Origin of the sequence: Microvirga antarctica (genome assembly GCF_017921815.1) — a bacterium.
Classification (GTDB): domain Bacteria; phylum Pseudomonadota; class Alphaproteobacteria; order Rhizobiales; family Beijerinckiaceae; genus Microvirga; species Microvirga antarctica.
In genome coordinates this window covers 141,125-165,968 of record NZ_JAGEMM010000002.1, presented here as the reverse complement: position 1 = coordinate 165,968, position 24,844 = coordinate 141,125, and the positions used below count along the sequence as shown (strand labels likewise).

The 24,844-nt window shown below is 65.8% G+C and carries 32 protein-coding genes and 1 tRNA gene; 8 read left to right on the top strand and 25 right to left on the bottom strand.

Annotated features, from left to right (window positions below; all coding sequences use genetic code 11):
• Window positions 1-21: 21 nt before the first annotated feature.
• Window positions 22-720 carry a ribose-5-phosphate isomerase RpiA gene (gene rpiA, locus J4G32_RS08125; protein WP_210491013.1) on the bottom strand — a complete coding sequence of 233 codons (699 nt, stop codon included), beginning with the start codon at window positions 718-720 and terminating at the stop codon, window positions 22-24.
• Window positions 721-838: 118 nt separating this feature from the next.
• Entirely contained in the window at window positions 839-1,315 is a 477-nt protein-coding gene (locus tag J4G32_RS08120) for a hypothetical protein (RefSeq protein WP_210491001.1), read from the bottom strand.
• Between the two features lie 111 nt (window positions 1,316-1,426).
• Between J4G32_RS08120 and J4G32_RS08115 the strand changes: the two genes are divergently transcribed.
• Window positions 1,427-2,116, top strand: a complete 690-nt coding sequence (locus J4G32_RS08115; protein WP_210485691.1) for an HAD family hydrolase — start codon at window positions 1,427-1,429, stop codon at window positions 2,114-2,116.
• Window positions 2,117-2,167: 51 nt separating this feature from the next.
• On the opposite strand, the gene J4G32_RS08110 is transcribed toward J4G32_RS08115, so the two are convergent.
• Window positions 2,168-2,242: transfer RNA gene (locus J4G32_RS08110), tRNA-Val, on the bottom strand.
• A gap of 243 nt (window positions 2,243-2,485) precedes the next feature.
• Between J4G32_RS08110 and J4G32_RS08105 the strand changes: the two genes are divergently transcribed.
• The gene (locus tag J4G32_RS08105; RefSeq protein WP_210485690.1) at window positions 2,486-3,070 is read left to right on the top strand and encodes a L,D-transpeptidase; all 585 of its coding nucleotides are present in this window, start codon (window positions 2,486-2,488) and stop codon (window positions 3,068-3,070) included.
• A 98-nt stretch (window positions 3,071-3,168) separates the two neighbouring features.
• Here J4G32_RS08105 and J4G32_RS08100 read toward each other — a convergent pair whose 3' ends face one another.
• Both J4G32_RS08100 and J4G32_RS08095 read right to left on the bottom strand, forming a co-directional pair.
• Entirely contained in the window at window positions 3,169-3,723 is a 555-nt protein-coding gene (locus tag J4G32_RS08100; RefSeq protein WP_210485689.1) for a calcium-binding protein, read from the bottom strand.
• Window positions 3,724-3,813: 90 nt separating this feature from the next.
• Entirely contained in the window at window positions 3,814-4,179 is a 366-nt protein-coding gene (locus J4G32_RS08095) for a gamma-butyrobetaine hydroxylase family protein (protein ID WP_210485688.1), read from the bottom strand.
• Between the two features lie 110 nt (window positions 4,180-4,289).
• Here J4G32_RS08095 and moaA point away from each other — a divergent pair, with 110 nt between their 5' ends.
• From moaA to J4G32_RS08080, 3 genes are all read left to right on the top strand, one after another.
• Window positions 4,290-5,327 (top strand): GTP 3',8-cyclase MoaA, encoded by a 1,038-nt coding sequence (gene moaA / locus J4G32_RS08090; protein ID WP_210485687.1) that lies wholly within the window; start codon window positions 4,290-4,292, stop codon window positions 5,325-5,327.
• A 36-nt stretch (window positions 5,328-5,363) separates the two neighbouring features.
• Window positions 5,364-6,218, top strand: a complete 855-nt coding sequence (locus tag J4G32_RS08085) for an ABC transporter substrate-binding protein (protein ID WP_210485686.1) — start codon at window positions 5,364-5,366, stop codon at window positions 6,216-6,218.
• Between the two features lie 62 nt (window positions 6,219-6,280).
• On the top strand, window positions 6,281-7,144 hold the full coding sequence (locus J4G32_RS08080; RefSeq protein ID WP_210485685.1) for an NAD(P)-dependent oxidoreductase: 864 nt from the start codon (window positions 6,281-6,283) through the stop codon (window positions 7,142-7,144).
• 18 nt (window positions 7,145-7,162) lie between these two features.
• On the opposite strand, the gene J4G32_RS08075 is transcribed toward J4G32_RS08080, so the two are convergent.
• From J4G32_RS08075 to cobT, 5 genes are all read right to left on the bottom strand, one after another.
• A complete protein-coding gene (locus J4G32_RS08075) occupies window positions 7,163-7,369 on the bottom strand; it encodes a hypothetical protein (RefSeq protein ID WP_210485684.1) in 207 nt (68 codons plus the stop codon).
• Between the two features lie 10 nt (window positions 7,370-7,379).
• Entirely contained in the window at window positions 7,380-8,171 is a 792-nt protein-coding gene (locus tag J4G32_RS08070) for an enoyl-CoA hydratase-related protein (RefSeq protein WP_210485683.1), read from the bottom strand.
• Window positions 8,168-8,815, bottom strand: coding sequence for a uracil-DNA glycosylase family protein (locus J4G32_RS08065; RefSeq protein WP_210485682.1), 648 nt, complete (start codon window positions 8,813-8,815; stop codon window positions 8,168-8,170). Before J4G32_RS08065 ends, J4G32_RS08070 begins: the two co-directional genes overlap by 4 nt.
• A 75-nt stretch (window positions 8,816-8,890) precedes the next feature.
• The gene (locus J4G32_RS08060; RefSeq protein ID WP_210485681.1) at window positions 8,891-9,421 is read right to left on the bottom strand and encodes a thermonuclease family protein; all 531 of its coding nucleotides are present in this window, start codon (window positions 9,419-9,421) and stop codon (window positions 8,891-8,893) included.
• A 3-nt stretch (window positions 9,422-9,424) separates the two neighbouring features.
• Window positions 9,425-10,444, bottom strand: a complete 1,020-nt coding sequence (gene cobT, locus J4G32_RS08055; protein WP_210485680.1) for a nicotinate-nucleotide--dimethylbenzimidazole phosphoribosyltransferase — start codon at window positions 10,442-10,444, stop codon at window positions 9,425-9,427.
• Between the two features lie 78 nt (window positions 10,445-10,522).
• Between cobT and cobS the strand changes: the two genes are divergently transcribed.
• The 3 genes from cobS to J4G32_RS08040 are packed head-to-tail and all read left to right on the top strand — an operon-like array spanning window position 10,523 to window position 12,276.
• A complete protein-coding gene (cobS, locus tag J4G32_RS08050; RefSeq protein ID WP_210485679.1) occupies window positions 10,523-11,362 on the top strand; it encodes an adenosylcobinamide-GDP ribazoletransferase in 840 nt (279 codons plus the stop codon).
• Between the two features lie 15 nt (window positions 11,363-11,377).
• Complete coding sequence (locus J4G32_RS08045; protein ID WP_210485678.1) at window positions 11,378-11,575, top strand: DUF1289 domain-containing protein; 198 nt, start codon at window positions 11,378-11,380, stop codon at window positions 11,573-11,575.
• A gap of 2 nt (window positions 11,576-11,577) precedes the next feature.
• Window positions 11,578-12,276 carry a retropepsin-like aspartic protease family protein gene (locus tag J4G32_RS08040; RefSeq protein ID WP_210490992.1) on the top strand — a complete coding sequence of 233 codons (699 nt, stop codon included), beginning with the start codon at window positions 11,578-11,580 and terminating at the stop codon, window positions 12,274-12,276.
• Between the two features lie 3 nt (window positions 12,277-12,279).
• On the opposite strand, the gene J4G32_RS08035 is transcribed toward J4G32_RS08040, so the two are convergent.
• From J4G32_RS08035 to J4G32_RS07965, 15 genes are all read right to left on the bottom strand, one after another.
• Window positions 12,280-13,131, bottom strand: a complete 852-nt coding sequence (locus tag J4G32_RS08035) for a sulfite exporter TauE/SafE family protein (RefSeq protein ID WP_210485677.1) — start codon at window positions 13,129-13,131, stop codon at window positions 12,280-12,282.
• Window positions 13,132-13,202: 71 nt separating this feature from the next.
• Window positions 13,203-13,994: an ADYC domain-containing protein gene (locus J4G32_RS08030; RefSeq protein WP_210485676.1), complete on the bottom strand. Its 792-nt coding sequence runs from the start codon at window positions 13,992-13,994 to the stop codon at window positions 13,203-13,205.
• Between the two features lie 58 nt (window positions 13,995-14,052).
• A complete protein-coding gene (locus J4G32_RS08025; RefSeq protein WP_210485675.1) occupies window positions 14,053-14,370 on the bottom strand; it encodes a hypothetical protein in 318 nt (105 codons plus the stop codon).
• Window positions 14,371-15,003: 633 nt separating this feature from the next.
• A complete protein-coding gene (locus J4G32_RS08020; RefSeq protein WP_210485674.1) occupies window positions 15,004-15,795 on the bottom strand; it encodes an ADYC domain-containing protein in 792 nt (263 codons plus the stop codon).
• 56 nt (window positions 15,796-15,851) lie between these two features.
• Complete coding sequence (locus tag J4G32_RS08015; RefSeq protein ID WP_210485673.1) at window positions 15,852-16,070, bottom strand: hypothetical protein; 219 nt, start codon at window positions 16,068-16,070, stop codon at window positions 15,852-15,854.
• A gap of 23 nt (window positions 16,071-16,093) precedes the next feature.
• Window positions 16,094-16,312 carry a hypothetical protein gene (locus tag J4G32_RS08010; protein WP_210485672.1) on the bottom strand — a complete coding sequence of 73 codons (219 nt, stop codon included), beginning with the start codon at window positions 16,310-16,312 and terminating at the stop codon, window positions 16,094-16,096.
• Window positions 16,313-16,328: 16 nt separating this feature from the next.
• Window positions 16,329-16,547 (bottom strand): hypothetical protein, encoded by a 219-nt coding sequence (locus J4G32_RS08005; RefSeq protein ID WP_210485671.1) that lies wholly within the window; start codon window positions 16,545-16,547, stop codon window positions 16,329-16,331.
• A 172-nt stretch (window positions 16,548-16,719) separates the two neighbouring features.
• Window positions 16,720-17,718: a tRNA dihydrouridine(20/20a) synthase DusA gene (dusA, locus tag J4G32_RS08000; RefSeq protein ID WP_210485670.1), complete on the bottom strand. Its 999-nt coding sequence runs from the start codon at window positions 17,716-17,718 to the stop codon at window positions 16,720-16,722.
• Window positions 17,719-17,734: 16 nt separating this feature from the next.
• Window positions 17,735-18,061, bottom strand: coding sequence for a ParB N-terminal domain-containing protein (locus tag J4G32_RS07995; RefSeq protein ID WP_246504916.1), 327 nt, complete (start codon window positions 18,059-18,061; stop codon window positions 17,735-17,737).
• A gap of 164 nt (window positions 18,062-18,225) precedes the next feature.
• Entirely contained in the window at window positions 18,226-18,822 is a 597-nt protein-coding gene (locus tag J4G32_RS07990) for an urease accessory protein UreE (protein WP_210485668.1), read from the bottom strand.
• 52 nt (window positions 18,823-18,874) lie between these two features.
• Entirely contained in the window at window positions 18,875-19,360 is a 486-nt protein-coding gene (locus J4G32_RS07985) for a nucleoside deaminase (protein WP_210485667.1), read from the bottom strand.
• Window positions 19,341-20,321, bottom strand: coding sequence for a xanthine dehydrogenase accessory protein XdhC (gene xdhC / locus J4G32_RS07980; RefSeq protein ID WP_210485666.1), 981 nt, complete (start codon window positions 20,319-20,321; stop codon window positions 19,341-19,343). Before xdhC ends, J4G32_RS07985 begins: the two co-directional genes overlap by 20 nt.
• Entirely contained in the window at window positions 20,318-22,663 is a 2,346-nt protein-coding gene (xdhB, locus tag J4G32_RS07975) for a xanthine dehydrogenase molybdopterin binding subunit (protein ID WP_210490977.1), read from the bottom strand. The genes xdhC and xdhB overlap by 4 nt, the downstream gene beginning before the upstream one ends.
• A gap of 37 nt (window positions 22,664-22,700) precedes the next feature.
• Window positions 22,701-24,176 carry a xanthine dehydrogenase small subunit gene (gene xdhA, locus J4G32_RS07970; protein ID WP_210485665.1) on the bottom strand — a complete coding sequence of 492 codons (1,476 nt, stop codon included), beginning with the start codon at window positions 24,174-24,176 and terminating at the stop codon, window positions 22,701-22,703.
• Window positions 24,177-24,269: 93 nt separating this feature from the next.
• Window positions 24,270-24,710, bottom strand: coding sequence for a VOC family protein (locus J4G32_RS07965; RefSeq protein ID WP_210485664.1), 441 nt, complete (start codon window positions 24,708-24,710; stop codon window positions 24,270-24,272).
• Window positions 24,711-24,844: the final 134 nt, after the last annotated feature.

Here is a 24,844-nt window from a genome sequence, read left to right as displayed (position 1 = left end):
CCAAACTGAAAGAGGTCATGGTCAGACCTGACCGAGTTCGACAAGGCCGTCGCCAGTGGCAAGGATCGCCCCTGTGCAAAGACCGATAAAGAGGCCGTGCTCGACGACGCCGGGAATGCGGTTGACAGCATCCGCCAGCGCCTCCGGCCTGTCGATGCGGCCAAGGGCGGCGTCGAGAATGAGATGGCCGCCATCCGTCACGAAGGCCGTACCGTGAGCATCCTTGCGCAAGGACAGGACGCCCTCCAGGCCCAGGTCGTCAAAGAGCGTTGCGAGTGCGATTTCGGTGGCCTTGAGACCGAAGGGAACGACTTCGATCGGCAAGGGAAACCGGCCGAGGGTCGAGACAAGCTTGGATCCGTCGGCGATCACGATCATGCGGGCGCTTGCGGCCGCGACGATCTTCTCGCGCAGATGGGCCCCGCCACCGCCCTTGATCAGGCGCAGCGCATCGTCGATCTCGTCCGCGCCGTCGATGGTGAGATCGAGCTCGGGGGTTTCGTCGAGCGTTGTGAGAGGGATGCCCTCGGCGCTCGCCTGACGGCGGGTCGCCTCCGACGTCGGCACGCCGACGACCTTCAGGCCGCTGCGCACGCGCAGGCCAAGGGCTGCGACGAAATGCGCCGCCGTCGATCCCGTGCCGATGCCGAGCCGCATGCCGTCCGTGACGAGCGCTGCCGCCCTCTCGGCCGCCGCGCGTTTCAGTTGCTCGCTCACAATCGCATTCCGTTCATGCCAGTGCGGAGCCAAGGCCCCGTCGTCGCCGGACGCCCGTCTAGCACGGCCCGCCCGGGCGAAGAAAGAAGGTTTCATCCAAACGCCCGATCAGACGATCGGATTACGGCCGTTGTGGCGAGGCTCCTGTGCCGGGCCGGGCGCTTGGCGTTGCGGCAGGCGCAGAGCCGGGCGAGGCAGCGGCGGCCGGGCTGGTCTGCGGCGTGCACACGACCTTTTCGTCGAAGACGTAGCAGATGCTCATGTCGCCGGTCCGGAAATTGACCCGGAAGACCCCGCCTTCGCGCTCATGCTTGGAGGCCACGAGGCCGTATTCGCCGGGACTTTGCGGACCCGCGCCCTCGCCCGAGCCGAAGCACAGGGTGACGCCGATGGTGCCCTCCTGCAACCCGTACTGGCATGAGCTGATCTCGCCCGTATAGCGATCGATCCGATAGATCCGGTTGAGGTCGGTCTGCGGGGCGGGGACGAAATCGAACGGCGCCGCCACGACGGATCCGGCCGCCGCGAGAACAGCCACGCCGGCAAGACGCCCGACCCGGACAAGTTTTCCAACACCGGAAAGCGCCGATCCACGCATCTCAAGGCCAACAAACCGCATTCAGCACTCCTGCTGGTAAGAACGAATCAACCTTAAGATCATATCATCCCGAGGCTTGATTCTCTCGTTATGTGAAGGTAGCCGAGTCCGATGGCCCTCTCTGCTCCGCCTATCGCCGTCTTCGACCTGGACGGGACGCTCGCCGACACCGCGGCAGACCTGGTGGGGACGCTCAATGTCGTCCTGGACCAGGAGGGCCTTGCGCCGCTTCCGGTGGACAAAGCGCGGGACATGATTGGCGCGGGAGCCCGCGCCCTCATCCAGCGCGGATTCGAGGCCGCCGGCCGTGACCTGACCTCCGCCCATCTCGACCAATTGTTCGAACGCTTCATGGCCCATTACGGCAGCCATATCCGCGTCCACACCGAGCTGTTTCCAGGCGTCCGGGGCGCTCTCGATCGCCTCGAGCAGGCAGGCTATATCCTGGCGGTCTGCACCAACAAGGTCGAGGAGCACTCGGTCAAGCTGCTCGATGCCTTGGGGGTCGGTGGCATGTTCGCCTTCAATGCGGGCCGCGACACGTTTCCCTATTTCAAGCCGGATGCCCGGCACCTGACCATGACGATTGCGCGTGCCGGTGGTGATCCTGGCCGGGCGGTCATGGTGGGGGATTCGAACACCGATATCGCCACGGCCCGCAATGCGCGGATCCCGGTGATCGCCGTGCCGTTCGGCTACACCGACACGCCGGTGCGCCAGCTGGGCCCGGACATCGTCATCGACCATTTCGACGATCTGTTCGATTCGGTGACGGCGCTCATGCGCAAGGCCGCAGCCTGAGGGCCGCAAAGCGTCGCTCGCACGAATGTGAAGAGGGTGATCAGGAAGGAATGGTGGGCGCGACAGGGATTGAACCTGTGACCCTTCGCGTGTGAAGCGAATGCTCTCCCGCTGAGCTACGCGCCCTGACCAGCGCCTTCTAAAGTCGTTGCTCCCTTGGCGTCAAGCCATACTCGGCAAATGCGCCCGAAGTCGCTGCCACCAAATGCGGCTGCGTGGCTTTAACACCTTGCTTACGACGTGGCGAAAACAAGGCAGCTATGCTATGGCGTTCGGTATCGAACCTCTGCTATGCAACGGATCTGAAACGCGGCGGTTGCGTTTAGCTATTTCAAACCAGTAGCGAAACTTGGTTATTTCGAGGCTTTTATGGGACGCACACGCGCCGCCCTGACCGGGCTTGCCTGCGCTTTCGTCGCTCTCGCGACGCCGGCTGCGGCTTTCACTGCAATCGACCCCCTGACACGCCAGCCGCTCTACAGCGCGGAGCAGGCGGTCAAGGCTCAGGCATCGCCGATCCCCCGCGAGATCGTGTCCTATGACGGGCGCCAGGCTCCGGGCACGATCGTGGTATCCACCTCCGAACGCCGGCTCTATTACGTTCTTGGCGACGGCAAGGCCGTCCGCTACGGCGTCGGCGTGGGCCGTCCCGGCTTCCAGTGGGGCGGCGCCCACGCAGTGACGATGAAGCGCGAATGGCCGGATTGGCGTCCGCCGGCAGCCATGCTGAAGCGCCGTCCCGATCTCCCGCGCCACATGGCAGGCGGTCCCGACAACCCGCTCGGCGCCCGCGCGCTCTATATCGGCAGCACGATCTATCGCATTCATGGCTCGAATGAGCCGGAGACCATCGGTGAGGCCGTCTCATCGGGCTGCATCCGCATGACGAACGAGGATGTGACCGATCTTTACACCCGCGCCAAGGTCGGCGCCCGGGTGGTTGTTCAGCGCTAGGAATTCTGCCGGCCGCCAACCGGCCCGGCCCACAAGCCATCAAGGCGCGGCTCTCTGCCGCGCCTTTTTTCATGCCCGGGCGTTGCCCGCCATCGCCATTAGATCACGACGAAATCACCGACTGCGACTTTCGCCTTGTTGGAGAGGGTGGCGAGAAGGACCTGCGCCGCCGGGCCGTTCCCGTCAGGGTCATAGAACAGCGTGCCGGAAGCTTTGGCGTAGATGATCCGGTCATCCGCGTCGGCCGCACGGGCCCCGAGGTGGAACGCCGCGGCCGATAGACCGCCCTGCGCTCCGATCCCGGCGAAGGCGGCCTTGCTGATGAGAAAGGTATCGTCGGCAGGGGTAAAATCGACAATCCGGTCAGCGCTCCGCGGCAGGGGCGGCATGCTGAAGACGAAACTGTCGCGGCCGGCCCCGCCCGCCAGGACATCGTGCCCGGCGCCGCCGTCCAGCCGGTCATTGCCATCGCCCCCGTCGACCAGATCCCGTCCTGCGCCGCCGAAGAACACATCGTCACCGCCGAGCAGGCGGACGGCGCCGGAAATCCGTCCGTCGCGTGTGTCGAGAATGTTGTCGCCCTCACCCATGACGATGCCGCCGGCGATCTGGCTCGCATTGACGAAATACGGGAGATTGACGACGAGCGACATGGCGACGACCCAAAACCACCCGCACCGCGCGGGACGATACAAGACTGCAATTGATATAACGTACCGTTTATACCTGACCCAACGGTAAAATCAATGCGGGTCGCGATGCAGCCCCTTGGCCGACAGGGCATCCACGTATTCCTGCCACCGGGCCGGCAGCTCGGCCCCCAGGGTGTGGAGGTAATCCCACCCGAAGATGCCGGTGTCGTGCATGTCGTCGAAGACCAGACGAACCGCATAATTGCCCACAGGCAGCACGCTGATGATCGACACGCCGCGCTTTCCCGGCACGGTCTTGCGCTGGGCCGGGCTGTGGCCCTGCACTTCCGCCGAGGGGCTGGTCACCCGCAGGTACTCCGCCGGCAGGTCGAAGGCGGTGCCGTCGTCGAAGGCGATCCGCAGGCTCTTCTTGTCCTTGGCGAGACGAAGCTCGATCGGCCAGCGCGCGGTGGTCATGAAACGATGTCTTCCTATATGGTGTACTGGACGCTAGCGACTGGCGGGCCACTTTCCAAGCCGCCCGCCTCCAGGACGCGCCGCCATCGCCGACGAGGAAGACCGACACCATGTGGGGAGCCCCCGCGCCTGCCACCCTGTCGCCGACGGATCGCCCACTGGTCGATCCCTTCGGCCGGACGATCTCCTATCTGCGGGTCTCGGTGACGGACCGGTGCGATTTTCGCTGCGTCTACTGCATGTCGGAAGACATGGCGTTTCTGCCCAAGCGCGATCTTCTCACCCTCGAGGAGCTTGACCGGATCTGCACCGCCTTCGTTCGTCAGGGCGTGCGCAAGCTGCGGATCACCGGCGGCGAGCCGCTGGTGCGGCGCGACATCATGACGTTGTTCCGGTCTCTCTCCCGGCATCTCGAAACCGAGGCGCTCGACGAGCTCACCGTCACCACCAACGGATCGCAGCTGTCCCGCTATGCGGCCGATCTCGCCGCCTGCGGCGTGAAGCGCGTCAACGTCTCCCTCGACACCCTCGACGACGCGACCTTCCGCAGCATCACCCGCTGGGGCGATCTCACGAAAGTTCTCACCGGGCTGGATGCGGCCCAGCGTGCGGGCCTCAAGGTCAAGATCAACACGGTGGCGCTGAAAGGCGTCAACGAGGACGAGATCGAGAGCCTTCTCACATGGGCGCATGGACGGGGCATGGACCTGACGCTGATCGAGGTGATGCCGCTGGGTGAAATCGACGCCCATCGGGTGGACCAGTACCTTCCCCTCTCCGTCGTCCGGGCCCGCCTGTCGCAGCGTTTCACCCTCTCCGAGAACGCCTACCGAACCGGCGGCCCCGCGCGCTATGTCACCGTGGCCGAGACCGGCGGGACCCTCGGATTCATCACGCCGCTGACGCATAATTTCTGCGAGAGCTGCAACCGCGTGAGGCTCACCTGCACCGGCCAGCTCTTCATGTGCCTCGGCCAGGAGGATGCGGCCGATCTGCGCGCGCCGTTGCGGCAATCCGAGGATGACGCCCTTCTGAGCTCCGCCATTGAGGCAGCGATCGCCCGCAAGCCCAAGGGCCATGACTTCGTCATCGACCGCCGCCACACGACGCCTGCCCTGACGCGCCATATGAGCGTGACCGGCGGCTAAGTCCTTACTCCTTACGAGAAAAGGCTTTCCGCTCGATTGACAGTTCCAAGCTTTGCGGGAATATCGCCCAAACTCGCGGATTGGATCGTGGTGATCAGGCTGCATTTTGCGCCCAAGCTGTTGTTGTGCCTCTCGCTCGCTTTCGGGTCGTACACGCTTGGAGCGGCCGTTGCACAGGAGAGCGGGCCCAAACCTGCACCCATTCGCATTGCCATCGAGGGAGCCTATCCGCCCTTCAACTATATCGATCAGGCGAACGAGCTTCAGGGCTTCGAGGTCGATCTGGCCAAAGCCCTGTGCGAGCAGATGAAGGCCGAGTGCGTCATCGTTCAGCACGAATGGGATGGCATTATCCGCGGCCTCCTCAACCACGAATACGATGCCATCATGTCGTCGCTCGAGATCCTCGAACGACGCCAGAAGCGTCTGGCATTCTCGGATCCCTATTACCGCATTCCGGCGATCTTCATCGCTCCCAAGAACAGCACCATCCGCAACCTTACGCCGGAAGGACTTGCTGGATCGAAGATCGGCACGACCATCCGCAGCGACTACGCGGAATATCTCGAGCAGCACTACAAGGAATCCCAGATCGCGCTCTATGGAAGCGCCATGGAGGCGACCCTGGACCTGCTGGTCGGGCGCGTCGACGCGGTGTTCGGCGACAAGCGGGCGCTGGTGAAATTTCTTGAAAGCCGCGAGGGCGATTGCTGCCGCATTCTCGGGACGGCGCCCGACGACCCCCCCTATTCGCGTCAATTCTACGGGATCGGCCTGCGCAAGGAGGATGCCGAGCTGAAGGCCCGTTTCGACCGTGCGCTCGCGGCCATCCAGGCGGATGGCACCTACGACCGGGTTCGGGTCAAGTACTTTCCCTTCGACATCAAGTAACGGCGTTTGACCGAAGGCGACGCTCTTCCTAGAACGGCACGGAACACGCACGGGAGCGGACGATGGCAAAAGTCGGATTCATAGGCCTCGGCATCATGGGCGCGCCCATGGCCCGGCATCTCAAGGTCAAGGGCCATGAGGTCACCGTGTACAACCGCACCAGCGCGAAGGCCGCGGCCTGGGTGGCCGAGCATGGCGGAACAGCGGCGGCGACCCCGCGGGAGGCGGCCACGGGCCAGGCGATCGTGTTCTGCTGCGTCGGCAACGACGACGACCTGCGCCAGGTCACCATTGGGCCGGACGGCGCATTTTCGGGGCTCGGACAGGGCGCAATCTTCGTCGACCACACCACGGCCTCGGCGGAAGTCGCGCGAGAGCTGGACGACGCTGCACGGCAAAAGGGAGCGTCCTTCATCGATGCGCCCGTCTCCGGCGGCCAGGCCGGCGCCGAGAACGGTGTTCTGACCGTCATGTGCGGGGGCACGCCGGAGGCCTATGCCACGGCAGAGCCGGTCATCATGAGCTTCGCGCGCGCCTGCCGCCTCATGGGTCCGGCCGGATCGGGACAGCTCACCAAGATGATCAACCAGATCTGTATTGCGGGGATCGTCCAGGGCCTCTCCGAGGGCATCCATTTCGGCCAGAAGGCCGGTCTCGATATCGAGGCGGTTCTGGACGTCATCTCGAAGGGCGCCGCCGGATCCTGGCAAATGGAAAATCGCGGCAAGACCATGAACGAAGGCAAGTTCGAGTTCGGTTTTGCCGTCGACTGGATGCGCAAGGATCTGGCGATCTGCCTCGCCGAGGCGCGCAAGAACGGGGCCCGGTTGCCGCTGACGGCCCTCGTGGACCAATTCTACGCGGATGTGCAGGCCAACGGCGGCAGGCGCTGGGACACCTCGAGCCTGATTTCGCGCCTGACCTAGACGAGCAGGTCCTTGGGGCTAGCGGCGGCTCATGGTGAGGTAGACGATGAAGCCGCCGAGGCCCAGGGCGAGGAGCGCCAGGACGATCTGCTTGGTCTCGCCCGACAGGGCGGCGTCGCGATACATCTGCGACATCGCGGCAGAGCGCTCCGGATCGCGCGAGACGAGCAATCCGATGACCGCGCTCAGCGTCACGAGACCGAGGATCAGGTAACCGGGCCGCATCGTGGTCTCCTTACCGGCCCGAAAAACGCGGGGGCCGCTTCTCGCGGAAAGCCGTGATTCCTTCGGCGAAATCATCGCTGAACCCCGCCTGTCGCTGCAACGCGGCCTCGATGCCCAGTTGCGTTTCAAGGTCGTTGTCGAGGCTCTGCGCCACGGCCTGCTTGGTCAAGCGATAGGCGAGCGCGGGGCCATCCGCAAGCTTGCGGGCAAACGCCGCCACGTCGTCGCGGAACGTCGCATCGTCGAACACCGTGGCGACCAGTCCCATCCGATGAGCCTCCTCGGCCGAAATCGGCTCGGCGGTCAGCATCAGGGCGAGCGCCCGCTTGGGGCCGACGAGACGCGGCAGGATCCAGGTGCCGCCCGCATCGGGGATCAGGGCGATCTTGGCGAAAGCCTCCTGCAGATAGGCCGAATGGGCCGCCACGACGATATCGCAGGCAAGCGCGATGTTCATCGAGGCGCCGACCGCCGCCCCGTTGAGCGCCGCAATGGTGAGCTTGGGATAATTGGCCAGTTGCAGAATCAACGGATTGTAGTCGCGCGCCAGCGGCGGCCCCAAATCGATACGGCCCGCCTGGTCGCGGGGCAGATCCTCCGTCAGGTCCTGCCCGGACGAGAAGCCCCTGCCCTCGCCGGTGAGCACCACAACGCGGATGTCGTCATCCTCCGCCAGCCGAGCAAGCTCGTCCCGCAGGGCCGCGTGGAGGGCCCCGTTGAAAGCGTTCAGCTTGTCGGGTCGCGCGAGCGCGACGGTCGCGACGGCTCCCTCTCGGCTGCAGCGCAGGGTGGTGGCATTCATGCGGCGGGCTCCTGTTCGTCGAGAGCGAGCATAAGGCGGACTTCCGAGCGAAGCACCGGCAAAAGCTCGGCCTCGAACCAGGGATTGCGCTTCAGCCATCCGTTGTTGCGCCAGGATGGATGCGGCATCGGCAGGACACGGGGCCGTCTCGGCTGCGCGAGGATTTCGCGCCATCGTTCGACCGTCCGGGTCAGGCCGTCCCGGAAATCCTCGCCCAGATGCCAGGCTTGGGCGTATTGCCCGATGACCAGGATCAATTCGAGGCGCGGCAGGGCGGAGAAGAGCGGCACGCGCCAGGTTTCGGCGCATTCCCGGCGGGGCGGCCGGTCGCCGCCCTTGGCATCCTGGCCGGGAAAACAGGAGCCCATCGGCACGATGGCGACATGGCGCGCGTCGTAGAAGGTCGTCTCATTCAGCCCGAGCCATTGCCGCAGGCGCACCCCGGACGGGTCGGAGAACGGCCGGCCGCTCGCATGGGCGCGGGTTCCCGGCGCCTGGCTGGCGATGCACAGCCGGGCAGACGCGCTGCCTTGCAGGATCGGCCGAGGCTCGTGGGCCAGCGGCGGGCCATGCCGTGGGGCATCGCGGCAGATCCGGCAGGCTCTGAGCTGGCGGGCAAGGCGGTCGAAATCGGGTGCGGACATGCGGGGGAAATAGGGTGGCGGAGAGAAAGTTTCGACCCGACAGGACGTCGCGCCGTCTGACGATCCGCCATCGCCCTACGGGCCGATGGGATGGGCGCGACGCCATTCGCGCGGCAGTTCGAATGTGCCCGCCCAGAGGCCTTCCCGGCGGCGTTCGGCCTGCCGCTGCTCACTCATGTAATCGCCGTAGCTGACCGCCCAGCCGGAGGCCACCATCCGGCTGCCGATATCGACACCGCCAACCGTACAGACGGCGAGCGTGCGCCGGTATTTGTCCCGGCCCGCTGCCTTGCAGGTGATGGGCCGACCGATGACGAGCGACAGCAACGCATCCCGCGCATGTTCGCCACAGCGATAAGCCTGCGCGCCGCGACGGCAGATCTGGTCGAGTTCGGGAGCGTCGATGCCCTTGAGGCGGATCCGGGTGTTCTCGAGGCGGATCGAGTCGCCGTCGGTCGCGTTCGCCCGACCCTCGAAAATCCGCTCGCTCGGCGTGAGGAAGACAGCCGCGCAGCCCGCCATTCCAAGTGCCACGAGAAGTCCGGCGATTCCGCTATGCGACGAGGTCGCCGCTTTTATGACCGGACGCTTGGAATCTCGAGACATGGGTCATAACCGTTCAGAGACTCCGGCCTGGCCGAACGTCGCCATGTTACGATGCACCGTTACGGAAGTTTTGACAATCCCCGCCGCCAGGGCGGCTCCGGTTCCCTCTCCGAGCCGCATGCCCAGTGCCAGCAGCGGGATCTTGCCGAGCCTTTGCAGGACGTCTTGATGGGCGCCCTCGGCCGACAGGTGCCCGGCGATGCAATGGTCGAGCGTTGACGGGTGGATCGCGTGCAGAATGGCGGCAGCGGCCGTCGTCACGTAGCCATCGAGAATCACCGGAATGCGCTGGAGCCGCGCGGCCAGAATCGCCCCGGCAATCGCCGCGACCTCCCGGCCGCCGAGACGGCGCAGCACCTCGAGCGGGTCCTGAAGATGGTCGCGATGGCGGGCAAGGGCGCCCTCGACCGCCGCGATCTTGCGCTGAAGCCCCTCGTCGTCGAGACCGGTGCCGCGCCCGACCCAGTGGGCCGCCTCGCCGCCATAGAGCGCCGCGTAGATCGCCGCCGCGATCGTGGTATTGCCGATGCCCAGTTCGCCGACCGCCAGAAGATCGGTGCCGCCGGCGAGCGATTCCATCCCGAACGCCATCGTGGCCACGCAGGATTTCTCGTCCATGGCGGCGTCGTCCACGATGTCGTTGGTGGGCATGTCGATGGCGAGGTCGAAGACCTTGAAGCCAAGGCCGAGATCGGCGCAGATCTGGTTGATGGCGCCGCCGCCGGCAGCGAAATTCTCGAGCATCTGGCGATTGACGTCGGAGGGGAAGGCCGAGACCCCCCGCGCCACGACTCCGTGGCTTCCGGCAAACACGCAGACCAGCGGCCGGTCAATGGCAGGCGACTTGCCCTGCCACGCGGCCACCCACTCCGCCAGCCATTCCATGCGCCCGAGGCTGCCGGCAGGCTTGGTCAACTGGCGGTCGCGGGCCCGCACCGCCTCGACGGCATCCTCGTCCGGTCCGGGCATGGTCGTGATCATGCGGCGGATATCGTCGAAGGGTGAGTTTCCGGCATCGGTCATGGTGGGCTCCCGCCCATCAGGGCATTGCGGAACGCGAAGAGGCGTGACCTATAGCGGGCGTTCCACGCGGGGTGAAGCATGTCCGACCATATTCACAAGACAGGGAGCGACGCGTCCGGCGCATGGCAGGACAACCTGGTCCGGCTCGCCCAGGCCCTGCGCTTCTTCTCCCGCCTGCCGGTCCCCCGCCTGCCCTTCGAATCGGCCGATCCCCATGCGGCCCCGGCGCTTGACGGTCTGGTCCGGGTGGTGCCCATCGCCGGGCTCATCATCGGGATTCTGCCAGGCTTCGTGATGGTCGTGGCGCTGGCGCTGGGTCTCGGTCCCTGGCTGGCCGCCATCCTGACGGTGACAGCCCTGACCCTGATCACCGGCGGCCTGCACGAGGATGGCCTCGCCGATACCGCCGACGGGCTGGGAGGGGCAACCCGCGAGCGCCGGCTCGCCATCATGCGCGACAGTCTGATCGGATCCTACGGTGCCTCTGCCCTGATCCTCGCCTTCGCCCTGCGAATCGCGGCGCTGGCGGCACTCGCCCCGCTGTTGGGAATCGTCGCGGGTGTCGCCGTGGTGATGATCGCAGCCTCCCTGTCGCGCACCGCGGCGCTCATGCCGCTGGTGTTTCTCCCTCCCGCGCGCACAGACGGCTTGTCCCGGTCTGTCGGACAGCCGAGGCGCGAATCGTTCTTGATCGCCGCAACGCTTGCCGCCCTGCTGGCAGTCGCCATCGGTCTGCTGGCGGGCCTGCCTGCCTCAGGGCTTGCGCTGATGATCGGCTTTTCCGGCCTTGCGGGGTTCGGCCTGACACGGCTCGCCGACCGCAATCTCGGCGGGCAGACCGGCGACATCGCAGGCGCGGCGCAGCAGATCGCCGAGATCGCCGCGCTGATCGGCCTCTTGATCGCGCTGGCGCGATGACGACATAAACGGCTCATGACCAGCGCCTCAAGCCCCTGCACCCGCGTCTGCATTCTCGATCCTGACACCGGCCTGTGCGAAGGCTGCGGCCGGACGAGCGCCGAGATCACGCGCTGGTTTCGCATGAGCGAGGATGAGCGCCTCGCGATCATGGCCACCCTTGAGGAGCGGATGCGACGAGCCTTTGCGCCAGAGCCCGGGAAGGCCTCGTGACGATGCCGGGCATCCGCGCGGCCGGTACGCTCCTCATCACCGCAGCGGTGCTGATCGCCTCCCTGGCCGAGGACGCCATCGCGGGCGTGCAGCCCCACGAGGCGGCGCTCCTCGTGGGCTTTTTTGGAATGGCGATGATTCTCGCGGGCGCGATCGTCGACGGCTTCGGCCAGCATTGGACCCATGGGGTGCAGGCGACCGCCGTGACCTTCGGCGTCCTGATCGGCGCCCTTTTGCTCTACAGCTCGCGCTCGGAAATTCTCGCCGTGCTCGACCGCACCATCGGCGATGTTGCGCCCGGACGCACGGTGGTCAACCCCGAGGGCGAGGTCGTCGCAGCCCGCCGCAGCGACGGCACTTTCCTCGTGACCGGGCAGGTGAACGGCCGCGACGCTCGCTTCATTTTCGACACTGGCGCCAGCACCATCGTGCTGCGGGCGGAGGACGCAGCTCACCTGGGCGTGAAGGCCGACTCGCTCACCTATTCGGTGCCGGTCTCCACCGCCAACGGCATGGCGCTGGCGGCCCCGGTCACCATCGCGTCGCTGGCGCTGGGCCCGATTGAAGAGCGCAACGTGCGCGCTCTCGTGGCGCGGGCCGGCGTGCTCCAGATCAACCTTCTGGGCATGAGTTTCCTGGAGCGCCTCTCGTCCTACGAGGTGCGCGGCAACCGGCTGATCCTGCGCGGCAAGGGCGCCTGAGACTCAGGCGATCAGGCTCGCGACGAAACGCGCGGAGACGATGAGCAGGAAGATGCCGAACGCGACCTCGAGCCGGCGCTTCGACAAGGTGTGGGCGAGCCGCGCCCCGATGGGCGCCATCCAGATGCTGGTCGGCACGAACAGCATGAAGCCGATCAGCGAAATGTAACCGATGGCGAGCGGAAATTGCAGCGCCACCACGTTGGGATATTCGGCCGCCCGCGGCAGGCCCGCATAGATGTAGCCGATCGCTCCGGGGATGGAGATGAGCACGCCAAGGCCCGACGAGGTCGCGATGGCCTGGTGGATCGGGCGGTTGTAGAAGGTCATGAACAGGTTCGAGAGCTGCCCGCCGCCGATGCCCATGAGCGCCGACAGCACGCCGATCAGCCAGCCATACGCCACCATGATGGGCTTGGCCGGCATATCGAGGCCGAACCGCCACGTATCCTTGCCGAACAGCAGGCGGATCGCCGAGACGCCGGCGACAATCACAAACACGACCTTGAACAGGTCAGCCGGGGCAAAGCGGGCGATGAAGCTGCCCATGATAACGCCCAGCACCACCGGAACCGCCCAGACCCGCAGGATCGACATATCGACCGCGCCCTTGGCCCGATGGGTCATGAACGAGCGGATCGAGGTCGGGATGATGATGGCGAGCGAGGTGCCGATGCAGAGCGGCATGCGCACCTCTTCGGGCACGCCCACGAGCCGGAACAGCTCGTAGAGAATCGGCACCGCGACGGCGCCGCCGCCGACACCGAAGACGCCGGCGAGAAGACCCGTTACCGCGCCGGCGGCGAGCATCGACACCGCGAGCCAGGACAGGTCGAAGAGAGAAATTCCGTACATCACAAGCCTCAATCAGGAATGCAGCCTGTGTGCGGGAAATCGGCCGCGACGGCAAGGACCCCCTCCGTGACTCAGGGGGACGCCCGGACGGTGACAGCCGACGCGTTGAAGAGAAGCGCGCGGGGATCGGCCATCATCCGGGCCTCGGTGCACACCTCCGGCCCGAGTCGCCGCGCGAGGTGGGGCGCGCGCAGGGCGATGTCGTCGAGCGTGATGTGCTCGGCGATGCGCGGATGGGCGACGCAGATCGCGCCCTCCGGGCCCCAGGCGGCCTCGAACGCCAGGCCCTCCACTCTGTCGGGGACCTGGATGGCGAAACGGTCATAGATGTCGACGCGGGTTCCGTTGCGCGTGGTCGGACGGTCGTCGCCACTGTAATCGGCCCGCAGCATGTGGACGCACGCCCGGTGAAGATCTGCCATCGGCAAACCGTCACGCGCCTGCCAGGGACGATAGCCCATGAGGACACATTTCCCCTGCGCGCCGCTGGTGCAGGTGAGCGCGAAGCCGCCTGCTCCGTCGGGCATTGCAAAGCCCGCGCGCCGGCCGCGCGGATCGGCCTGGCAGAACTCGGCCCCGTCCTGCCCGTCCGGCGCGCTGACAGAAAGCCGATAGAGCGTGACCGTTCCGCCCACGGCATTCAGATCGTCCTCGAGGCCGTCGATACGCACATAGCTGTCGCCCTGGGGGCCCCCGACCACCATGGCGATTCCGATCAGGGCCTCGCGCCGCAGCACTCGCCCGTCCGTGAGGTGCAGCGCAAGCTCGGGCCCGTCCGCAAGAAGCCGACCCTCAAGTCCTGACGCGGAACCGCACAGCAGGACGAGCCACAACACAAGCCACGTCTTCGACAAGGGATGCATATCAAAAAACCTCCCGGTCACCGGGAGGCCTCTCGTCTGATTGTTGGAATGAAACGCGCTAGCGGGAAACAATCCGCGAGCCGTCCTGCAGAATCACCGCCTTCAGCCGGCCATCCGAAGCCACGCCGCTGACGTCGCGACCGTTGGTGCTGAGGCCGTTCGTGCTCAGGCCGTTGGTGCTGAGCCCGTTGGTGCTCAAACCATTCGTGCTGAGCCCGTTGGTGCTCAAACCATTCGTGCTGAGCCCGTTGGTGCTCAGGCCGTTGGTGCTCAAACCGTTCGTGCTCAGGCCGTTCGTCAGTTCCCCCGCGCTCACGGTTGCCGCAGAGAATCCGAGAGCGACCGCAACAATAGCGGCATACAGATGCATCGACATTTTCTTCTCCATTGACGTTAGCGAGCGCCCGTTCCCACATGTTTGAGCCTCGCCGAGGGGAAGATATATGCAATTTTATATCAGTAAAGCTTTAGAATACCATTTCATCTAAAAATCGTTCGTTTTTTGAATGAACGACATGCTGAAAGGATTCGCTTCCATTCGAATCAATCTTCGATTGAAAAAGGCGCTGCTGTTGATCAGGAAATGTTCTTTAAGATTGTTATTCGACATGCATTCCTCAATGGCATGCCGCAATTCCCCGCCACTCGGTCGGCGGACAAAATCCGCTGGCGCCTTTGCTCCGTTGGGGGGCGCTGCTGACGAGGGTTCTCAGAAATTGTCTTGGTGCGCCGACACCCGGCCCTGGCCGTGTCGATGACAGCGCCCGAACTACCGGCGCGCGCATAGGCCGAGCCCCGTCGCACCGGCCCGTCGTTGGTGGAAACGCCGTCGCCACATGGGGATGAGAGGTCGCGGAAAAATCGGGACGTCAGAGCATCCCGCCGACAGGCCATTGGCGGGGTCACGGAACGCTGCGCCGCCAACCGACACGTCCGGCCGGAGAGAATCAAGGCGCGTCAAACCCGCCGGTTCAGGCCGGTGCGCTGCGGAGGCGGTCGGGCGCGACGGTTATTGGGGCGTGCGCCAGGTGATCGTGGATTCGTTAAACAGGATCGCGCGGGGATCCGCCCGCATCGCCTCCTCGTAACAGACATGCGGCCCCAGCCGTCCCTTGAGGTGCGGATAACGCTGCGCCAGTTCGTCGAGAGCCACGTGATCGGCAATCCGCGGATGCGAGACGCACAGAGCGCCCTCGGCGCCCCAGGCGGCCTCAAACGCCATGCCCGGCGCGTGATCCACTTTCTGGATGCCGAAGCGGTCGTAGAAATTGATCTTGGTCCCGTTACGCGTGGATGGATGATCGTCGCCGCCGTAATCGGCGCGAAACATGGCCATGCAGGCGGCATGAAGCGCCCGCATGGGGATGCCGTTGCCCTCTTCCCACGGATGGTAGCCGAAGAGCACGCATTTACCCTCGACTCCGCTGGTGCAGGTGAGGCTGAAGCCCCCTGCCCCGGTGGGAAACGCGAAAGCCACCCGTCGCCCGTCAGGATCTGGTTCGCACAGGTCCCGACGCTCGTGCGTCGTGGGATCAAGCACCGACATCCGGTAGAGCGGCAGGGGATCACCGACCGGAGGCCTGTCCTCCTCGAACCCATCGATCCGCACCGCGGCCTCGCCCGCGCCACTGCCGAGGGTCAGCGACAGGCCGATCAGCGCCTCGCGGCGCAGGGCGCGGCCATCCGCGAGAGTGAGCACGAGATCGACGCCCTCAAGCCCCATCCGCCCATCCAGGGCAACGGCCGATCCAATGAGAAGGCCGAGAACCGCCGCAAGGCAGCCGAGAAAGACTTTTGCCATGGTGGTCAGCGGCCCTCGCCGAGGCGGGGGCCGCTCCTTTGCTGATGTGACCGGGCCTATTTCACCCGGACCGGAGTGCCGTCGCGTAGGGTCACGGCCGTCACGGTGGTCCCGACGGCGTTCAGCCCTGAGAGGCTGAATCCCGTGCGGGACAGACCATTCAGCCCTTTCGGCGGTGGGCGCTCGTCCCTGTAGCCGAAGAAGGCGGAGGCCGTTGATGCCGACAATCCAATCAGCACAACAGCAAGAGACACAGTCGAGAGACGCACAGACATGGTGTTGCTCCGATTGCGTAGGGTTACTTCAGGGTGACGATCGTGCCGTCGCGCAGGGCGACGGTGGTGCCCAACGACACGGCGGTCGAAAGGCCGCTGACGCTGAAGCCGTTCAGCGACACGCCGTTGAGCCCATTCGGCGGCGGACGCTCGTCCCTGTAGCCGAAGAAGGCGGAAGCGGTTGATGCCGACAATCCGATCAGAACAGCCGCGAGTGACAGCACTGGGATGCGCACAGACATGATGTTCCTCCGCATGTTACTTCAGAATGACGGTGGTGCCGTCGCGCAGGGTGACGGTGGTGCCCAACGACACGGCGGTCGTAAGGCCGCTCACGCTGAAGCCGTTCAGCGACACGCCGTTGAGCCCATTCGGCGGCGGACGCTCGCCGATGATGCCGTGAAAGGCATGGGCACCGGTCGCACCGACAAGGCCGGTCGACAGGATAAAAACCAGTGTGCAGAAACGCTTTGACATGATCTCTCCTTGCAACATAGCTCCTGGAAACACCCTGAGCCCCTGGATCATAGAATCGTTATAACGTTACTACAATCCATCATGCAGAAATCCACAATTCTGTTCCACGGCGCGGTGCGCTCGCACACGTGTGGGAGGGAGGAATGTCTCGCAGACCGTCAGGCCACGCGTCTCAGGCGGCATCCTCAAGGGCGGACGGGCCGCGCGACACATGGGCGATGGCCGCCCGCAGGGTCGCAAGATCGGCCCCCGGCCGGTTGGCCTCGGTGGCGAGGTGACGGCGATAGGCCCGGGCACCGGGACGCCCGGTGAACAGGCCCAGCATATGGCGGGTCAGGGTATGGAGCCGGTGGCCCTCCGCCAGCCGCGCGGCGATATAGGGCTCGTAGGCCTCCACGGCCGCAAAACCGTCGGGTACCGGGGCCGTTTCGCCATAGAGGCGGGGATCGACCTGCAGCAGGATTTCCGGCTCGTGATAGGCGACCCGGCCGAGCATCACCTCATCCACATGCTGAAGATGCGCCTCCACCTCGTCCATGCTGCGCACGCCCCCATTGATCCCGATGGGCAAGGCCGGACGCGCCTGTTTGAGGCGATAGACGCGCCCGTAATCGAGCGGCGGAATATCCCGGTTTTCCTTCGGCGACAGGCCTTTCAGCCAGGCCTTGCGGGCATGGACGGTGAGCCCGTCGCAGCCGGCCGCCACGACCGCATCGGTGAGCCGGTCGACCGCTTCCTCGGAATCCTGGTCGTCGACCCCGATCCGGCATTTGACCGTCACCGGCACCGACACCGCAGCCTTCATGGCCGCCACGCAGTCGCCCACCAGCGCCGGCTCCAGCATCAGGCACGCGCCGAACCGCCCGTTCTGCACCCGGTCGGAGGGGCAGCCCACATTGAGGTTGATCGCATCATACCCGTAATCGGCGCAGATCCGCGCCGCCGCCGCCAGATCCGAAGGGTCCGACCCGCCCAACTGCACCACCACCGGATGCTGCTCCCCGTCAAACCCGAGCAGCCGCTCCCGCGGCCCATGCAACACGGCCCCTGTAGTCACCATCTCGGTATAGAGCAGCGCCCGCCGCGACAGGACGCGATGAAACGACCGGCAGAAGCGATCGGTCCAGTCCATCATCGGGGCGATGGAGAGTTTATGATGCGGTTTAGTCATTTGTATACGTCGACCTTCAGTATTCTCCAGGCTTCCAGTCAGTTATCTGTGCTGGCACGTGAGTATAACCGATTGCCGCAAACAGATGGAGTCGATGGAACCCGTCTCTCAGTTCGTAACGCGTTTCACCCGCGCGCTGGAAGAGCACGACGGGCGGCAGTGGCTCACTTCCGCACAAAGCAGATAAAATAGATGAGCTACGGGTTATGCCCGGCCTGTCTGGATCGGGGCTATCGAAGTTCGGCACGCCATCGGCGCGCGCTGGTGGATCAACAAGACTTATCTCGACGATGGTTCCAACTTCGTAATTCGGCGCCATGCTGGTTGGCTTAAAGCCTGCCATTCCAGCTCTTTCGACTATCTCCCAGGCCTCAGCGAGGATGCGTGGGTCAATTGGCATTGACTACAACCAGACGGTAGAGACGACGGCACGGAACCGCCTGACCATTCGAATGATTTTTGGATGCCAATTCGGTGGGCCGGGAACGCAATACATCACCACCCCCCTCAATCGTGCTTGTGCCCGTGATGCCCATGCGCGCAATGCGGCCCATGCTCGTGATCGTCATGGTCGTGCTTGTGCGCATGCCCATGCGCGTGATCGTCATGCCCATGCTTGTGACCATGATCGTGATGACCGTGACCATGGCCGTGATCGCCGTGGTCGTGGTCGCAGGCTTGGGCGCCTTGCTCGGGCTGGAAGCGGCGCTCGACCGGCGTTGCGGTGCAGCCCTGGCCGCGGGCGAGTTCGGCCAGCGCCGGGGTGTTTTCGATGTAGAGGGCGTCGCCGGTGAATTCGGCAAGGCCGTGCTGGCTGCCGAGATGCCAGGCCAGCCGCATGAGGCGCAGGGGGTTTTCGGCGCGCACTTCGAGCAGGGGTTCGGCTGCGGCCTTCACCTGCACGAGGGTGCCGTCCTCGAGGCGCAGGGCGTCGCCGTCGTTGATGCGCGTGTCCATGTCGAGATCGAGGTGGATTTTCGTGCCGGCCTCGCCGGTCCAGTGGGCATGGCGCTGGCCGCGCGCCGCGTGATCGAGGGTGATCGTGTCGACGACGCGGTCCGGCTTGACGGCGGGTTTGCGGACGATGGTGCTGACGCTGGGCATGGTGCTGTCTCGTGGAGTGGCCGATGGGCTCTGGGGCGAGCGTGATGGTCTGCTAATAGCGCACCTTGTCGGCTTTGTCCGCCCAGGTGTCGAAGACCGCCTTCGCCTCGAGGCTGGGCACATGGTCCATGGGGATGATGCGCTCCGCGATGGGAACCGACAGCTCGTCGTAGATCAGGCTGTCGTCGAAGCCGATGGCGGCGGCGTCCGCCCGCGTATTGGCATAGACGATCCGGCGGATGCGCGCCCAATAGGCCGAGGCGAGACACATGGGACAGGGCTCGCAGCTCGAATAAAGCGTCGCGCCCGGCAGGGAGAAATCGCCCACGGCCTCGCAGGCGCGGCGGATGGCCGTGACCTCGGCGTGGGCCGTCGGATCATTGGTGGAGGTGACGCAGTTCCAGCCCTCCGCCAGCACCACGCCGTCGCGCACGATGACGGCCCCGAACGGGCCGCCGGCGCCGTCGTTCATGTGCTCGCGCGAGAGGGCGACGGCACGGGCCAGATGCCGCTGGTCTTCACTGATGAGATCGGTCATGCGCGCTTTTATCGCTTGCGGGGACGGGAGGCGAGAGGGCTTGCAAAAAAGTCGCGCCCTCCCGCTGCTGAAGAAGCTGGGCGGCCACAGAAGCCGCGATCACCGCCGGATCCTTGTCGCGGATGCCGGTAAGGCCAATGGGGCAGAGCAAAGCGGCGATCCGGTCCGCCGGCAAGCCCGCCTCGCGGAACCGCCGTTCGAACCGGGCGCGTTTGGAGGCGCTGCCGATCAGGCCCAGATAGGGAAAGTCGCGCCGCAGCGCCGCAGCCGTAATGGCCATGTCGAGGGGATGGTCATGGGTCATCACCAGCACGAAGGAATCCGGCGGCGCGGAAGCGATCACGGCTTCAGGCTCCGTGAGCAGCAGTGTGGTGGCGTTCTGCGGAGAATGGCCCGGGAAGGCATCTGACCGGCTGTCGAACCAGCGCACCGCGAAGGGCAAGGGCGCGAGCGCCAGAACCAGTGCGCGACCCACATGGCCGGCGCCGAACAGCAGCAGGGGCGTGCGGTTCTCGCCATAGGTCTCTTGCCAGCCCTGAGGATCCTCCGCGCCGGGCGCGACTTCGCGCACGACCCGGCCCTCGACGAGGCGGCAGGACAGGGAAAAGACGCCGTCGGCTTCGCGCGCGGCCCATGCCTCGGCCTCGGCAAGGTCGCGCTTGTCGAAGGTCTCGATGAGGATCGTCACGCGCCCGCCGCAGCACTGGCCGAGATCGGGCCCCAGCGCCTGATCGATCAACCGGGCGGCACCCCTTCCCTCGCGCAGCATCGCGCGGGCGAGCGACAGCATCCGCATTTCGAGCTGCCCGCCGCCGATCGTGCCGTGAAACGCGCCGTCGGGGCGCATCACCATCTGGGCTCCCGGATCACGCGGAACCGAGCCCTTGGCCGCGCGCACGCCGATCAGCGCTGCCGCGCCATCGGCACGGAGACTGTCTGCGAGATGCCGCCAGACTTTCACGGGCCGTTCCTGCTTTCCATCGGCCTGCCGCGCAACGCTTCGCAGGCCCGCAGGATCGCCTCCGGTGTGGCCGGCGCATCGAGCGGAACGGGGGATGCGGGATCGAGCGCGTGCACGGCATCGGCCAGCGCGCAGAACACGCTGTTGGCCAGCATGATGGGCGGCTCGCCCACCGCCTTGGAGCGATAGATGGTGTCCTGCCGGTTGGCATTGGGATAGAGCGCGACGCGGAAATCGGACGGCACGTCGGACGCTACTGGAATCTTGTAGGTCGAGGGCGCGTGGGTGAGCAGACGCCCGTCGCGGGCGAACACCAGTTCCTCGGTGGTGAGCCAGCCCATGCCCTGCACGAACCCGCCCTCGATCTGGCCGAGGTCGATGGCAGGATTGAGAGAGCGCCCCACATCGTGAAGAATGTCGACGCGCAGCAGCTTGTTCTCGCCCGTCAGCGTGTCGACGATCACCTCGGAACACGCAGCCCCATAGGCGAAGTAGAGGAACGGCCGGCCGGTGGCGGTGGCGCGATCCCAGGTTATGTGCGGCGTCTGGTAGAAGCCGGCCTCGGAGAGTTGAATCCGCGCCAGCACGCATTGCTTGGCGAGCTCCGCGAAGGTCAGGCTCTCGTTGCCGGCAAAGACGCGGTCATCGCGAAACGCCACATCGTCTTCGGTCACGCCGAAGAGCGCCGCAGCGCGCGCGGCCATGCGCTGCTTGATCGCGCCCGCCGCGATGCGGGCCGCCATGCCGTTGAGATCGGAGCCGGACGAGGCCGCCGTCGGCGCGGTGTTGGGAACCTTCGCGGTGGTGGTGGCGGTGATGCGCACGCGTTCCATGGCGATGCCGAATTCTTCCGCGACGACCTGCGCAACCTTGATGTAGAGCCCCTGCCCCATCTCGGTACCGCCGTGGTTGAGATGCACGGAGCCGTCCTGGTAGACATGCACGAGCGCACCGGCCTGATTGAGATGGACGAGCGTGAAGCTGATGCCGAATTTGACGGGCGTGAGCGCAAGGCCGCGCTTCATGATCGGCGAGGCGGCGTTGAACGCCGCGATCTCCCGCCGCCGCTCGCGATAGTCGCTGGTGCGCTCGAGATGGCGCACCAGGCCGTGCAGGGTGTCGACCTCTTCCACCGCCATGCCGAACGGCGTGAGGTTGCGGTCCGGCGTGTAGAAATTGGCATAGCGGATATCGAGCGGGTCGCGGCCGCTGGCCCAGGCGATCTGGTCCATCACGTGTTCGATGGCGAGCATGCCCTGCGGACCGCCGAAGCCGCGAAAGGCGGTGTTCGACACGGTGTTGGTCTTGAGCCGCTTCGAGCCCACGCGCACGACGGGGAGAAAATACGCGTTGTCGGAATGGAACATCGCCCGGTCGACGACGCCGCCGGAAAGGTCGGCCGAATACCCGCAGCGCGCAAGATGCTCGACCTCAAAGCCGGTGACGCGACCATCCGCGTCGAAGCCCACCGCCCAGTCGCTGCGCATGTCATGCCGCTTGCCGGTGAGGATGAAATCGTCGTCGCGGTCGAGCCGCAATTTGCAGGGCCGGCCGGTGATGCGGGCAGCGAGCGCCGCCGTCACCGCCCATTGCGTCGCCTGGCTTTCCTTGCCGCCGAAACCGCCGCCCATGCGCCGCGTCTCGCAGGTGACGAAGGCATCGGGAATGGCCAGCACGCGGGCCACCACATGCTGCACTTCGGTGGGATGCTGGGTCGAGGAATAGACATGGATGTCACCATCCTCGCCGGGGATCGCCAACGCGATCTGGCCCTCAAGATAGAAATGCTCCTGACCGCCGACGCGAAAGGCTCCCGACAGCCGCTGTGGCGCGGCAGCGATGGCGTCTTGCGGCTCACCCCGCCCGAACGCGTAATCCGGCAGCACGGTCTCGCCGCGCGCCAGCGCATCCTCGACGGTGACGCTTGGATCCTCCGCGTCGATCGCGACGACCGCGAGCCGCGCCGCCCGGCGGGCGATATCGCGCTCGGTGGCAACCACCGCAAACAGAGCCTGGCCGTGAAAGCCGATGGCTCCATCGGCGAAGAGCGGATCATCGCCCAAGGCGGGCGACACGTCGTTGAGGCCCGGGATGTCTGCGGCGGTGAGCACCGCGACGACGCCGGGATAGGCCCGCACCGCGTCAAGATCGAGGCGACGCAGTTGCCCGCGCGCCTTCGGCGACGTGCCGATGGCCAGATGCAGCGTGCCATCGGGCTCGCGGATATCGTCGATATACTGCGCGGAGCCCTGCACGTGCTTGATGCCGGAATCGTGCGGAAGCGGCTGATGAACATGGCGCAGCTCGGCCTGGGCCAAGCCCTCTTTTAGGGGATCCGTCATGGGTGTCTGTCGGATGGGTGCGTCGTCGGCCATCGGGCTACTCCGCCGCCTGCAGGTGGTCGCGATGGCCAACGATGCGGGTTGCGCGGGTCTCGCCGGAGGCGGTTTCGCTGAGGGCCTTGAACAGCAGGTTGCGCGCCACCGTTCTGCGATACGCGGCCGATGCCCGGTGGTCGTCGAGGGGCTGATAATCGCGCGCCAGCGCCGCCATTGCGTCGCCCCAGGCGGCGGGCTCATCGAGAGACACACCCGCAAGCGCTGCTTCGGTCTCGGTCGCGCGCTTCGGGATTCCCGCCATGCCGCCAAACGCGATGCGGGCTTGGGCGATGCGTCGTCCGTCGAGCGTGAAGGTGAACGCGCCGAGCGCCGCCGAAATATCCTCGTCGAACCGCTTCGTCACCTTGTAGGCGCGGAAGACCTGGTCAGCGCGCAACAGAGGCACCGTGAGACGCCGGAGATATTCGCCGGGGGCTCGATCCTGCTGCCGGTAAGCGATGAAGAAGGCGTAGAGCGGCAGCGACCGGGTCGTCTTGCCCAGGCGCAAGTTGATGGTGGCGCCGAGCGCCATGAGCGCAGGCGCAAGATCGCCGATGGGCGACCCGTTGGCGATGTTGCCGCCGACCGTCCCCGAGGCCCGCACCTGCGCCGAGCCAAACCGCCGCACGATCTCCCCGAGGTCGGGATCGATGGCCGCCAGACTCGCGAAGGCATCCGCATGGCTCGCCATCGCGCCGAGAACAAGGGTGTCAGGTGTTGTCGCAATGTCCTTCAGGCCCGCGACACGGCCGAGCCAGATCACCTTGTCGAGGCTGGAAAGCGACTTCGTGACCCAAAGACCCACATCGGTCGCGCCGCCCACAAGAGTTGCGTCCGGATGGGCCGCGAAGAGATCCGCCAAGGAGTCCTCGCTCGCGGGGGCGGCAAAGAACGCAGTGGAGTTGCCGACGAACAGGTCTTCGCGTTGCGAGTCGGGTGACAGGCTGCGGGGCTCCGCCAACCCATCAAAGACCGGCGGCTCCGCGCAGGCCGCGACGGCCGCGTCGACGATCGGCCGATAGCCGGTGCAGCGGCAGAGGTTGCCCGCCAGCGCATCGTTGATGGCGTCCCGATTCACCGGCCGCTCGCCCTCCTGATGAAGTGCGAACAGGCTCATGACGATCCCCGGCGTGCAGAACCCGCATTGCGAGCCGTGGTGGGCCGCCATGGCGGCCTGCACCGGATGCAGCGTGCCACCCGCCGCAAGATCTTCCACCGTCACGAGTTCCGCGCCGTCGACCTGGCCGAGGAGGAGAATGCAGGCGTTGACGGGCTCGTAGCGAACACGGCCGTCGCGCACGCGGCCGAGCGCGACCGTGCAGGCGCCGCAATCGCCCTCCCCGCAGCCTTCCTTGGTGCCGAAATGCCGCTGGTTCAGTCGGAGATAATCAAGGAGCGTCGTGCGCGGATGGAAATCGGAAATCTCGACGGGTCGTCCATGCCGCCAAAAGCGGATCGCGTTGCGGGTCACGATCATCCTCCGCCGGATCAATCCGGCCCGCCATCCTGTGCCGGGCCGGGGATCGGGGCAAGGGCTTTCGGCGTCGCGCGCGGCGACGCTAGATAGGAGCTACCAGGTGCCGGTATTGGGCATCGATGCCCACGGCTCCTGCACCGGCTTGGCCGGTCCACGCTGCAGCAATTCGATGGAGATGCCATCCGGCGACTTGACGAACGCCATGTTACCATCCCGCGGCGGCCGGTTGATGGTGATGCCGGCATCCATCAGCTTCTGGCAGGTGGCGTAGATGTCGTCGACCTCGTAGGCGAGGTGACCGAAATTGCGGGCGCCCGTATAGGTTTCCGGGTCCCAGTTATAGGTGAGCTCGAGCAGCGGAGCCTTGGTGTCGCGCCCTGCCGCTTCGTCACCGGGGGCGGCCAGAAAGACCAGGGTGAAACGGCCCTTCTCGCTCTCGGTGCGGCGGGTTTCCACCAGGCCGAACTTGTTCACGTAGAAATCCAGCGCCTTGTCGAGGTCAGCGACGCGGACCATGGTGTGCAGATATCTCATCGTCAGTCCTTTTTTCAGTGGCGGGACGCACGCGCACGGGTCGCGCGGCGATCGGGCGCGCCATCCGGCAAGGCCTGAAGCCGGCCTGCCGGATCGTCCCTGAGGTCATGGCGCTTTTTGCCTTGAGATCAAGG